This is a genomic window from Streptomyces canus (assembly GCF_001514145.1).
Classification (GTDB): domain Bacteria; phylum Actinomycetota; class Actinomycetes; order Streptomycetales; family Streptomycetaceae; genus Streptomyces; species Streptomyces canus.
The window spans coordinates 344,291-356,175 of record NZ_KQ948659.1 but is presented as its reverse complement, the minus strand read 5'-3'; the positions used below and the strand labels follow the sequence as shown (position 1 = coordinate 356,175).

Here is an 11,885-nt window from a genome sequence, read left to right as displayed (position 1 = left end):
TACGATACGGACCCGAGGTCCGTTTCAGCTGCCCGGAACGATACGGACCCGGGGTCCGCTTCGTAAGATACGGACCCGAGGTCCGCTTTCCGGGCAGAGGGAGCCGCGCCCCATGACCGAGCGCACACCACGCAAGGACGCCGTCCGGAACCGGGCGGCCCTCCTCGCGGCCGCCGACACGCTCTTCGCCGACGACGGGAGCGGGGAAGCCGTCACGATGGCCGACGTCGCGACCGCGGCCGGGGTCGGCAAGGCGTCGCTCTTCCGGGCCTTCGGCGACCGCACGGGGCTGATCCGCGCGCTGTACGAGGCACGGCTCGAACCGGTGCGGGACGCGGTGGAATCGGGCCCGCCGCCGCTCGGGCCCGGCACTCCCGCGCCGGAGCGGGTGTTCGCCCTGCTCGACACCCTCCTGTGCTTCAAGCTCGACAACCGCCATCTCGTCCTGGCCCTGGAGGACACGGGGAGCGACAGCCCGTACCGGGCGGAGCACTACGGGCACTGGCACGCCCTGCTGGAATCCACGCTGCGCCAGATCCCCGGCCTCCCGGATCCCGCCTTCACCGCCCACGCCCTCCTCGCCGCCACCCGCGCCGACCTCGTCGAACACCTCGCCGGGCACGAGGGCGTACCCCGGGAAACGCTCCGCGCCCACCTGGCCACCTTCACCGCGAGAGTCCTGAACGGTCCTGTTGTGTAGAGCTGCCTTCTGGTCGCCGCCGGGCGCTGTCAGGTTGCAGTGATGTGCGTCACGCCCGAATTGTTGGCGATGGCGGCGATTGGCCCGTTGTCGATAAGTGGTAAGCGCGGCTCTCCGGGCCGAATCGGGATGCTGTCACCTGGACCGGGAAATTCGGCCGATCGCTCGGCGCCGTGATCGCGGTTGCGAAAAGCCGCACTCCGCCTGGTCACACGTGTGTGCGGGTGCGCAAGGAGATGTGAAGAGATCCGGATTCGCGGATCGGGGTGTCACGGAGCGTGAGCCCTGCCGCCACAGGGGCGTTCGTTGCCCGGCGCGCTCGGCGGTCCACATAATGACCGGGCTCGTCGACGGGCCGCAGGAGGGGAACCCCTTTGCACTGACGTTTGCCATCGAACACCGGACTATCTGAATGAGGTCACCCATGGCCCGACATCGCCAGAAACCGAAGCGCCGCAAGACAGCCGGTGTCGTAGCCGCCGTGGTGACGGTGGGCGCCGTGGCCGTCCCTGTGGCAGCCCAGGCGAGCGGCAATGGGCCGGGCGTCTGGGACATCGTCTCGTTCAGCTGGTGGGGCTGGGGTGAGAAGTCGGATCCGGTAGCCACCCCGAAGCCGTCGTCGTCGGCTTTCGCATCCGCGACCGCACTGGCGTCGCCGACCTCCGCCAAGGCCACCCCGACCGGCACCCCGAGCGCCTCCGCCAGCCCCTCCCCGAGCACGTCTCCCAAGGCGTCCGGCACCCCGACCGCCACACCGGTCGCCGACTCGTCCGCGACGCCGTCGAGCTTCCCCAAGGCCACGGGCTTCAGCAGCCCACCCACCACCGCCGCCGACAGCGCGGACCCGGGGCCCACGCACCAGGTGCTCACTCTCGTCAACGCCGAGCGCGCGAAGGCCGGTTGCTCGCCGCTGACCGAGAACGCCAAGCTCACCAAGGCCGCCCAGGACCACAGCCAAGACATGGCCGACCACCAGAACATGTCCCACACCGGTTCCGACGGCTCCTCCATGGGCGACCGGCTCGCCCGCGTGGGCTACGCGTTCAGGACGGCGGGCGAGAACGTCGCCTACGGCTACAGCTCACCCGAGAGCGTCATGGACGGCTGGATGAACAGCCCCGGCCACAAGGCGAACATCCTCAACTGCGCCTTCAAGGAGATCGGCATCGGCCTGGCCCAGCCGGGCTACTACTGGACCCAGGACTTCGGCGCGACCTCGTAGCCGCGAACGCCAGGGCCTGTCCGGCGGATCAGGCCGGCAGCGAGCCCTCGATCACCGTCCACGCAGCGTCGGACATCTCCCCATCCCTCACGACCGACCCAACGCCGTCAGATCCGCGGCGGATCGTCCGGATCCGGCACCTGGTTGCTCCAGCCGCCCGGGACGGTTCGGCTCTCCTGGGCGCGGAAGCGGACCGGGGCCATGCCGACGCGGCGGGTGAACAGGCGGGAGAAGTAGGCGGGGTCGTCGTAGCCGACGCGGCGGGCGATCGAGGCGACGGGGAGTTCGGTGGCGGCGAGGAGTTCCTTGGCGCGGCCCAGGCGGATGCCGAGGAGGTAGTCCTTGGGGCTGCAGCCGGCGCCCCGGCGGACGGCGGTGCGCAGTTCGGCGAGGGTCATGCCGTGCCGGGCGGCGTGGTCGGCGACCGACATCGGTTTGAAGGCGTCGCGGGCGAGGGCCTTGAGGACCGGGTCGCCGTCGGGGGCGAGGTCGGCGCGGGCGCGGCGCAGGGCGACGAGGAGTTCGTGGACGGCGGCGCCGGTCTCCACCTCCAGGAGGGGATTGTCGCGGCGGGCGGCCCGTGCGATGCGGGCGATCACCGCACGCGGTCCGGTGGCGTCGGACAGGGCCACGACAGGGCGGTCGGGCTCGATGTAACCCAGTTCGGTGTACGTGGCGGTGGCGGGCCCGGTGAAGCCGACGAAGCCCTCGTCCCAGCCGGCCCCCGGGTCGGGCGCGTAGTGGTGCGGGACTCCGGGTGTGAGCCACAGCAGCGCGGGCGCGGTGACGGTCCTGCGCCGGCCGTCGGGCGTCTCGTACCACCCGGTGCCGGTGCTGATGACGACGGCGACGTGGCTGTCGAGGGTGCGGGGACCGACGGTGGGCAGCGGGCCGTACTGGAGTCCGACCCCGAGGCAGACCAGGCCCAGGCGCTGATGGACGGGGCTGGGCGTGAGGAACCGCATCCACGTGTGGTACATCGCGCTCCTTGCCTGCGCTTCGGTCCAAGCAGCGACGATCTTTGTCCATGGACCTGGCCGCCGCCAGTGGTGAGGGTGGAGCCTATGAGCGAGTTCACGGTGGGTGAAACCGATTTCCTGCTGGACGGACGGCCGGTGCGGCTGCTGTCCGGCGCGCTGCACTACTTCCGTGTGCACGAAGCCCAGTGGGGGCACCGGCTGGCGATGCTGCGGGCGATGGGTCTCAACTGCGTGGAGACGTACGTGCCGTGGAACCTGCACGAGCCGCACCCGGGTGACGTCCGGGACGTGGAGGCGCTGGGCCGTTTCCTGGACGCGGCCGGGGAGGCGGGGCTGTGGGCGATCGTCCGCCCGGGTCCCTACATCTGCGCGGAGTGGGAGAACGGCGGTCTGCCGCACTGGCTGAAGGGTCACGCGCGCACGAGCGACGAGGGGTACCTGGGGCAGGTGGAGCGCTGGTTCCGGCGGCTGCTGCCCCAGGTCGTGGAGCGGCAGATCGACCGCGGCGGCCCGGTGATCATGGTCCAGGCGGAGAACGAGTACGGCAGCTACGGCTCGGACGCCGTGTATCTGCTGCGGCTGACCGAGCTGCTGCGCGCGCAGGGCGTCACGGTGCCGCTGTTCACCTCGGACGGCCCCGAGGACCACATGCTCACCGGCGGCTCGATTCCCGGTGTCCTGGCCACGGTCAACTTCGGCTCCGACGCGCGGACGGCCTTCGAGACGCTGCGCCGGTACCGCCCGGACGGCCCGCTGATGTGCATGGAGTTCTGGTGCGGCTGGTTCGAGCACTGGGGCGGCGAGCACGTCGTACGGGACGCCGGGGACGCGGCCGCGGCGCTGCGGGAGATTCTGGAGTGCGGCGCCTCGGTGAACCTCTACATGGCGCACGGGGGCACGAACTTCGCCGGCTGGGCGGGCGCCAACCGGGGCGGGGGCGCGCTGCACGACGGTCCGCTGGAGCCGGACGTGACGTCGTACGACTACGACGCGCCGATCGACGAGTACGGCAGGCCGACGGAGAAGTTCTGGCGCTTCCGTGAGGTGCTGGCACAGTACGGTCCGGTGGCCGACCTGCCGCCCGCGCCCGGGGTGCTGGAGGCGGGTGGTGACGTGAACCTGTCCGAATGGGCCGCCCTGTCCGCCGTACTGGAGGAGCGCGGCGGACCGCCTCACGAGGGCCCCGTCCCGCCGGCCTTCGAGGAGCTGGACGTCGATCGTGGGCTCGTACGGTACGAGGTGACCGTGCCGGGGCCGCGGCAACCGTATCCGCTGACCGCGCGGGGGCTGCGGGATCTGGCCGTGGTGTACGTCGACGGGGAGCGGGCGGGGGTGCTCACCGAGGAGGACGTCCAGCTCAAGGAGCCGGTCGCGGGGTACGCGCGCGTGGAGCTGTGGGTGGAGTCGCTGGGGCGGGTCAACTACGGGCCCCGGAGCGGGGAGGGCAAGGGGATCACCGGGGGGCTGCTGCACGAGCGGCAGTTCCTGCACGGGGTGCGGGCGCGGGGGCTGCGGCTGGACGCGCTGGACTCCGTGACCGGGATCGGCTTCCGGGAGGTCCCCGGAGGAGGCGCGCCGGGCCTGTACCGGGGTGAGGTGTCCGTGCGAGGGGCTGGGGACGCGGTGCTGGAGCTGCCGGGCTGGACCCGGGGCTTCGTGTGGGTCAACGGCTTCAACCTCGGCCGGTACTGGTCGGCAGGCCCGCAGCGGACGCTGTACGTGCCCGGTCCTGTACTGCGGGAGGGCGGCAACGAGGTGTGGGTGCTGGAGCTGGAGGAGGCACCGGCGAACGGGACCGTGCTCCGGCTCCGCGCGCCCGGTCCGACCCACGAGAATCCGCTCACGACCTCGTAGAGTGGAGTCGGGTTCTGGGCGTCTTGGGGGTACGGGCGTGACGAACGACGGACCGGTCCAGCACGGCTACCCGCATCTGGAGACGGTGCGGGCGTCGATCAACGCGCTCTACAAGCGGCTGTCCTACGACACCGTCCAGACGTTCGCGACGAGTGTGGCGCCGGTGGACGTGGCGTTCTGCGACACCGACGATCTCCATCTCGGTGTGCAGCGGGTGGCCCGGGAGCTGGTGCGGCACTACCGGCTGCCGGACGCCCGGTTCGTGGTCAGTTTCCGGGAGATGACCCATGCGGCGAACGTCGAACTCACCGCGGGCCCTGAGTACTTCGTCGAGCTGAACGACCGTTTCCGCACGCATCGGCGGGACATCGGCGCGGCGCTGGCCCACGAGGTCATGCACGTGTATCTGCACCGGCTGGATCTCTCGTTCCCGGGGGTGCGCGAGAACGAGATCCTCACGGACACGGCGGCGACGTATCTGGGGGCGGGGTGGCTCCTGCTGGACGCGTACCGGGAGGACGCGGCGTCGTCGCAGAAGCTGGGGTATCTCACGCCGGAGGAGTTCGGGTACGTGCTGGCGAAGCGGTCGCTGGTGTTCGGGGAGGATCCCTCGGTGTGGTTCACCAGTGCGCAGGCGTACACGGCGTATGTGAAGGGCATGGCGCAGGCCCGCCAGGACTCGGAGCAACCGCCCCTCACGGCGGCGGGCTGGGCGGGCCGGCGCCGGTACGCGCGAGACCGTCGCCACGCGCCCGGCCCGCAGCCGGGAGTCCCCTACACCTTCACCCCGGACGGCCCCGGGCGCCTGCGGGTGTCGTTTCCCTGCCCTACCTGTCATCAGCGGATTCGGGTGCCGGTGAGGGGGCGGGTGCGGGCGCGGTGTGCTCTGTGCCGGACGGTTCTGGAGTGTGACACGTAGGGGTGGGCGGACCCGGTCAGGCCCCGTACACCGGGCCCGGCGCCTCCGCCTCGCCGAGCAGCTTCAGGGTCGCCTCCCCCGCCTCGGCCGGAGTCCACGTCGCCCCCTTGTCAGCGGTCGGGCCGGGCCGCCAGCCCTCCATCACCGTGATGCGGCCGCCCACCGCCTCGAAGACCCGGCCCGTCACTCCCGCGCTCGCCTCGGAGCCCAGCCAGACCACCAGCGGTGACACGTTCTCCGGGGCCATCACGTCGAAGCCGTCGGTCGGGGCGGCCATCGTGTCGGCGAAGGTCTGCTCCGTCATCCTCGTCCGGGCCGCGGGGGCGATCGAGTTGACCTGGACGCCGTAGCGGGCGAGCTCGGCCGCCGCGACCAGGGTGAGGGCGACGATTCCGGCCTTCGCGGCGCTGTAGTTGCCCTGTCCGACCGAGCCCAACAGGCCTGCTCCGCTACTGGTGTTGATGATGCGGGCGGTCGGCGTACGTCCCGCCTTCGCCTCCGACCGCCAGTGTGCCGCCGCGTGCTTCAGCGGCAGGAAGTGGCCTTTCAGGTGGACCCGCGTCACCGTGTCCCAGTCCTCCTCGTCGAGGTTCACCAGCATGCGGTCGCGCAGGAAGCCGGCGTTGTTGACGAGGGTGTCGAGGCGGCCGTACGTCTCCAGGGCGGTCCGGACGAGGGACGCGGCACCGTCGGCCGTGGCGATGTCGCCGCCGTGGGCGACCGCCTCGCCGCCCACCGCGCGGATCTCGTCGGCCACGAGGGAGGCGGGGCTGTCGGGGCCCGGGGTGCCGTCGAGGCCGACGCCGAGGTCGTTGACGACGAGCCGTGCTCCCTGGGCGGCGAAGGCGAGGGCGTGGGCGCGGCCGAGTCCGCGGCCCGCGCCGGTGACGACGACGACCCGGCCGTCGCAGATTCCGGTCATCTCACGTCTCCTTGTTGATGGTTCACGTCTCCTTGTTGACCGTCGCGGCGTCGAGGAACGCCGGCCGTTCCCCGCCGCCGTGCACCAGCAGCGAGGCCCCGCTGATGTACGCGGCGGCGTCCGAGGCGAGGAACACGGCCGCCGCCCCGACGTCCGACGGCTCGGCCAGGCGCCCGAGCGGGACCGTGCGGGAGACGGCGGCGATGCCGTCCTCGTCGCCGTAGTGCAGATGCGACCGCTCGGTGCGGACCATGCCGACGACCAGGGTGTTGACGCGCACGTCCGGCGCCCACTCCACGGCCATCGAGCGGGCGAGGTTCTCCAGGCCCGCCTTGGCCGCCCCGTACGCGGCCGCGCCCGGCGAGGGCCGGCCGCCGCTGACGCTCCCGATCATGACGATCGAGCCGCGGGTCTGTTTGAGGCGTTCGTGCGCGGCGAGCGACACCGCCAGCGGGGCGAGGAGGTTCAACTCCAGGACGCGGAGATGCCGTTCGGGGCCGGCGTCGGCGAGCAGCCGATAGGGCGCCCCTCCGGCGTTGTTGACGAGTACGTCCAGGCGAGGGAGTTCGGCGAAGAACCGCCGTACGGCGTCCGCGTCCCGGACGTCCAAGCTCGCGAACCGTGTCTTCGGCAGCGGGACTTCGGGCGGTCTGCGCGCACAGACGACGACCTCGGCGCCCGCCTCCACGAAGGAGCGGGCGATCCCGGCGCCGACTCCACGCGTCCCGCCGGTGACGACCACGACCCTCCCGTTCAGCTCCATTCACCGCTACCCTTCACCTAACAAACGTTTGGTGGAAAGGTAGCTGATGCGGCCATGGGTGTCTCCACCTCGTCCCCGGAAAAGGGGATCGTCCTGGTCGGGGTCGACTTCCCGCCGGTGAACGCGCTGCCGGCGGACGGCTGGTTCGCCCTGGCCGACGCCGTGCGCGCGGCGGGCCGTGACCCGGCGGTCAGGTGTGTCGTCCTGGCGGCCGAGGGGCGCGGATTCAACGCGGGCGTGGACATCAAGGAGATCCAGACGCGCGGCTCGGCCGCCCTCGTCGGTGCCAACCGCGGGTGTTTCGAGGCTTTTTCGGCGGTGTACGACTGCGAGGTGCCCGTGGTGGCGGCCGTGCAGGGATTCTGCCTGGGCGGGGGCGTCGGACTGGTGGGCAACGCGGATGTGATCGTGGCGAGCGAGGACGCCACCTTCGGCCTGCCCGAACTGGACCGCGGGGCGCTCGGCGCGGCCACGCACCTGGCCCGCCTGGTCCCCCAGCACCTCATGCGCGCCCTGTACTTCACCTCCCGCACGGTCACCGCCGCCGAACTGCACCGGCACGGTGCGGTGTGGAAGGTCGTACCGAGGGGCGAACTCGCCACCACCGCCCTGGAGTCGGCCCGCGAGATCGCCGCCAAGGACGGCGAGCTGCTGCGCCTGGCCAAGGCCGCCATCAACGGCATCGACCCCGTCGACGTCCGCCGCAGCTACCGCTTCGAGCAGGGTTTCACCTACGAGGCGAGCGCCAGCGGGGTCGCCGACCGGGTCCGTGACAGGTTCGGCAGGGAGGGCGAGTGAGCGACAAGACCATGACGGCCGACGAGGTCGTCTCCCGGCTGCGCAGCGGCATGACCCTCGGCATCGGCGGCTGGGGCTCCCGCCGCAAACCCATGGCCCTGGTCCGCGCGTTGCTGCGCTCCGAGGTCACCGACCTGACGATCGTGGCGTACGGCGGCCCCGACGTCGGCATGCTCGCCGCCGCCGGACGGATACGGAAACTGGTCGCCGCTTTCGTCACGCTCGACTCGATCCCCCTGGAACCGCACTACCGCGCGGCGCGCGAGGCCGGCGCCTTCGAGCTCATGGAGATCGACGAGGCGATGTTCATGTGGGGGCTGCACGCGGCCGCGAACCGGCTGCCGTTCCTGCCGGTGCGGGCCGGGCTCGGCTCGGACGTCATGCGGGTCAACCCGGGCCTCAGGACGGTGACGTCGCCGTACGACGACGGGGAGACGTTCGTCGCGGTGCCCGCCCTGCGCCTGGACGCGGCCCTGGTCCACGTCAACCGTGCCGACCGGCAGGGCAACGGGCAGTACCTGGGCCCCGACCCCTACTTCGACGACCTCTTCTGCGAGGCGGCGGACACGGCCTACCTCTCGTGCGAACGGGTCGTCGACACCGCCGAGCTGACGAAGGAGGCGGCTCCGCAGTCGCTGCTGATCGGACGGCACACGGTGACGGGGGTCGTCGAAGCCCCGAACGGCGCCCACTTCACGTCCTGCGCGCCCGACTACGCCCGGGACGAGGCCGCCCAACGGGAGTACGCGACCACCCCCTGGCCGGAGTTCGCCGAGCGCTACCTCGCACCCTCCGAAGGGGCCGGCTCATGACCGTCACCCGTGCCGAGTACTGCGTGATCGCCTGCGCCGAGGCCTGGCGGGGCGACGGCGAGGTGCTGGCCAGCCCCATGGGTCTGATCCCGGCCGTCGGCGCCCGGCTCGCCCGGCGGACGTTCTCCCCCGACCTCCTCATGACCGACGGCGAGGCCCTGCTCGTGGGCGTCGACGGCACCGTCGAGGGCTGGCTGCCCTACCGCCGGCACCTCGCCCTGGTCACCGGCGGCCGCCGGCACGTGATGATGGGCGCGAGCCAGATCGACCGGTACGGCAACCAGAACATCTCGTGCATCGGCGACTGGGCGCGGCCCAAGCGCCAGTTGCTCGGGGTCCGGGGAGCACCGGTCAACACCCTCAACAACCCGACCAGTTACTGGGTGCCGAGGCACTCCCGGCGGGTCTTCGTGGAGAAGGTCGACATGGTGTGCGGGGTGGGGTACGACCATGCGGACGGCGCCCCCTATCACCGTATCCCCCGGGTCGTCTCCGACCTGGGTGTCTTCGACTTCGCGACGCCGGACCACTCGATGCGGCTGGCGTCGGTGCATCCGGGGGTCACCGTGGCGCAGGTGCGGGAGGCCACCGGGTTCGATCTGGTGGTGCCGGACGAGGTGCCGTGCACGCGCCAACCGACCGACCGGGAGCTGCGGTTGATCCGTGAGGTGATCGATCCGCAGAACGCCCGGTCCAGGGAGGTCGGCGACTGATGGAGACCGCGCTCACCCGGCTGGTGGGTGTCCGCCGTCCGATCGTGCAGACCGGGATGGGGTGGGTGGCGGGCCCGCGCCTGGTCTCCGCCACGGCGAACGCGGGCGCGCTCGGCATCCTGGCCTCCGCGACCATGACGGTCGACCGGCTCCGGGATGCCGTACGGGAGGTGAAGTCCCGTACGGACGCCCCCTTCGGGGTCAATCTGCGAGCCGACGCGGCGGATGCCGGTGACCGGGTGCGCGTGATCATCGAGGAAGGGGTGCGGGTGGCGTCCTTCGCCCTCGCGCCCTCCGCCGAGCTGATCGGCGCGCTCAAGGAGGCGGGTGTCGTCGTCGTCCCGTCCGTCGGGGCGCGGCGGCACGCCGAGAAGGTCGCGGCCTGGGGCGCGGACGCGGTGATCGTGCAGGGCGGCGAGGGCGGCGGGCACACCGGGGAGGTGGCGACGACGGTCCTGCTGCCGCAGGTGGTGGACGCGGTGGACATCCCCGTCGTGGCGGCGGGGGGCTTCTTCGACGGGCGGGGGCTGGTCGCGGCGCTGGCGTACGGGGCGGCGGGCGTCGCGATGGGCACCCGTTTCCTGCTCACCTCGGACTCGACGGTGCCGGACGCGGTGAAGGCCCGCTATCTGGCGGCCACGGTCAAGGACGTGACCGTGACCCGGGCGGTCGACGGCCTCCCCCACCGCATGCTCCGCACGGACCTGGTGGAGTCCCTGGAGACCACGAGCCGTGCACGCACCCTGCTGCGCGCGACCCGGCACGCCGCCGCATTCCGCCGGCTGTCCGGCCTGACCTGGCGGCAGCTGCTCCACGACGGCCTCGCGATGCGCCACGGCAAGGACCTCACCTGGAGCCAGGTCCTGCTCGCCGCCAACACCCCCATGCTGCTCAGGTCGGCGATGGTGGACGGCCGTTCGGATCTCGGCGTCATGGCCTCCGGGCAGGTCGCCGGAGTGATCGACGACCTGCCCTCGTGCGCGGAGCTGGTGGAACGGATCATGAAGGAGGCGGAAGAGGTCCTGACCGGCCTCACAGCCTCTCGATGATCGTCACGTTCGCCTGTCCCCCGCCCTCGCACATGGTTTGGAGGCCGAACCGCCCGCCCGTGCGCTCCAGTTCGTGCAGCAGGGTCGTCATCAGCTTCACTCCCGTCGCTCCCAGCGGATGCCCGAGGGCGATCGCGCCGCCGTTGACGTTGACCTTCTGCGGGTCCGCGCCCGTCTCCTTCAGCCAGGCCAGGACCACCGGGGCGAAGGCCTCGTTGATCTCGACGAGGTCGATGTCGTCGATGGTGAGGCCGGTCTTCTTCAGGGCGTGGGCGGTGGCCGGTATGGGGGCGGTGAGCATCCGGATGGGGTCCTCGCCGCGTACGGAGAGGTGGTGCACGCGCGCGCGTGGCGTGAGGCCGTGTTCGCGCACCGCCCGCTCCGAGGCCAGCAGCATGGCCGCCGCCCCGTCGGAGACCTGCGAGGAGCAGGCCGCGGTGATGGTGCCGCCCTCGATCACCGGCTTCAGGCCGGCCATCTTCTCCAACGAGGTGTCCCGGCGCGGGCCCTCGTCGACCGCGACCTCGCCGTAGGCCACCGTCTCGCGCTCGAACCGCCCCTCGTCGATGGCCCGCAGGGCCCGCCGGTGGGACCGGAGCGCGAACTCCTCCTGGTCCTCGCGGCTGATCCCCCACTTCCCGGCGATCATCTCGGCGCCGACGAACTGGTTCACCGCACGGTCCCCGTACCGCGCCCGCCACCCCTCACTGCCCGCGAAGGGCCCCTGGGTCAGCCCGAGCGGCTCGGCGGCCTGCCGGGTCGCGAAGGCGATCGGGATCATCGACATGTTCTGCACCCCGCCGGCGACGACGAGGTCCTGCGTCCCGGACAGCACGCCCTGCGCGGCGAAGTGCACGGCCTGCTGCGAGGACCCGCACTGCCGGTCCACGGTCACCCCGGGCACCTCCTCGGGCAGCCCGGCAGCGAGCCACGAGGTCCGTGCGATGTCCCCGGCCTGCGGCCCGACCGCGTCCAGGCAGCCGAAGACGACATCCTCCACGGCGGCCGGATCGACCCCCGCCCGCTCCATCAGCGCGACCAGTACCCGCGCTCCCAGATCGGCCGGGTGGACCCCGCTCAGTCCTCCCCCGCGCCGCCCCACGGGCGTGCGGACCGCTTCGACGATGTAGGCCTCGGCCATGTCAACTCCCTC

At 71.9% G+C, this 11,885-nt stretch carries 12 protein-coding genes; 8 read left to right on the top strand and 4 right to left on the bottom strand.

What is annotated here, in order from left to right; genetic code table 11:
* Positions 1–112: 112 nt before the first annotated feature.
* Positions 113–700: a TetR/AcrR family transcriptional regulator gene (locus AQJ46_RS15245; protein ID WP_059206091.1), complete on the top strand. Its 588-nt coding sequence runs from the start codon at positions 113–115 to the stop codon at positions 698–700.
* A 424-nt stretch (positions 701–1,124) separates the two neighbouring features.
* The gene (locus tag AQJ46_RS15240) at positions 1,125–1,922 is read left to right on the top strand and encodes a CAP domain-containing protein (protein WP_159064028.1); all 798 of its coding nucleotides are present in this window, start codon (positions 1,125–1,127) and stop codon (positions 1,920–1,922) included.
* A gap of 107 nt (positions 1,923–2,029) precedes the next feature.
* Here AQJ46_RS15240 and AQJ46_RS15235 read toward each other — a convergent pair whose 3' ends face one another.
* Positions 2,030–2,902 carry a helix-turn-helix domain-containing protein gene (locus AQJ46_RS15235; RefSeq protein ID WP_059206089.1) on the bottom strand — a complete coding sequence of 291 codons (873 nt, stop codon included), beginning with the start codon at positions 2,900–2,902 and terminating at the stop codon, positions 2,030–2,032.
* An 84-nt stretch (positions 2,903–2,986) separates the two neighbouring features.
* Between AQJ46_RS15235 and AQJ46_RS15230 the strand changes: the two genes are divergently transcribed.
* Positions 2,987–4,756 (top strand): glycoside hydrolase family 35 protein, encoded by a 1,770-nt coding sequence (locus tag AQJ46_RS15230; RefSeq protein WP_059206088.1) that lies wholly within the window; start codon positions 2,987–2,989, stop codon positions 4,754–4,756.
* Positions 4,757–4,793: 37 nt separating this feature from the next.
* A complete protein-coding gene (locus AQJ46_RS15225) occupies positions 4,794–5,675 on the top strand; it encodes a hypothetical protein (protein WP_057618443.1) in 882 nt (293 codons plus the stop codon).
* Positions 5,676–5,691: 16 nt separating this feature from the next.
* Here AQJ46_RS15225 and AQJ46_RS15220 read toward each other — a convergent pair whose 3' ends face one another.
* Together AQJ46_RS15220 and AQJ46_RS15215 are read right to left on the bottom strand one after the other, a co-directional pair.
* Positions 5,692–6,597 carry an SDR family oxidoreductase gene (locus AQJ46_RS15220; RefSeq protein WP_059206087.1) on the bottom strand — a complete coding sequence of 302 codons (906 nt, stop codon included), beginning with the start codon at positions 6,595–6,597 and terminating at the stop codon, positions 5,692–5,694.
* A 22-nt stretch (positions 6,598–6,619) separates the two neighbouring features.
* Positions 6,620–7,360, bottom strand: coding sequence for an SDR family oxidoreductase (locus tag AQJ46_RS15215; RefSeq protein WP_059206086.1), 741 nt, complete (start codon positions 7,358–7,360; stop codon positions 6,620–6,622).
* Positions 7,361–7,414: 54 nt separating this feature from the next.
* Between AQJ46_RS15215 and AQJ46_RS15210 the strand changes: the two genes are divergently transcribed.
* The 4 genes from AQJ46_RS15210 to AQJ46_RS15195 are packed head-to-tail and all read left to right on the top strand — an operon-like array spanning position 7,415 to position 10,732.
* Complete coding sequence (locus AQJ46_RS15210; RefSeq protein WP_059206085.1) at positions 7,415–8,158, top strand: enoyl-CoA hydratase family protein; 744 nt, start codon at positions 7,415–7,417, stop codon at positions 8,156–8,158.
* Complete coding sequence (locus AQJ46_RS15205; RefSeq protein ID WP_059206084.1) at positions 8,155–8,970, top strand: CoA transferase subunit A; 816 nt, start codon at positions 8,155–8,157, stop codon at positions 8,968–8,970. Before AQJ46_RS15210 ends, AQJ46_RS15205 begins: the two co-directional genes overlap by 4 nt.
* A complete protein-coding gene (locus AQJ46_RS15200) occupies positions 8,967–9,683 on the top strand; it encodes a CoA-transferase subunit beta (protein ID WP_059206083.1) in 717 nt (238 codons plus the stop codon). Before AQJ46_RS15205 ends, AQJ46_RS15200 begins: the two co-directional genes overlap by 4 nt.
* Positions 9,683–10,732: an NAD(P)H-dependent flavin oxidoreductase gene (locus tag AQJ46_RS15195; protein WP_059206082.1), complete on the top strand. Its 1,050-nt coding sequence runs from the start codon at positions 9,683–9,685 to the stop codon at positions 10,730–10,732. The genes AQJ46_RS15200 and AQJ46_RS15195 overlap by 1 nt, the downstream gene beginning before the upstream one ends.
* On the opposite strand, the gene AQJ46_RS15190 is transcribed toward AQJ46_RS15195, so the two are convergent.
* Positions 10,716–11,873, bottom strand: coding sequence for an acetyl-CoA C-acetyltransferase (locus tag AQJ46_RS15190; protein WP_057618450.1), 1,158 nt, complete (start codon positions 11,871–11,873; stop codon positions 10,716–10,718). The genes AQJ46_RS15195 and AQJ46_RS15190 overlap by 17 nt on opposite strands.
* Positions 11,874–11,885 lie beyond the last annotated feature (12 nt).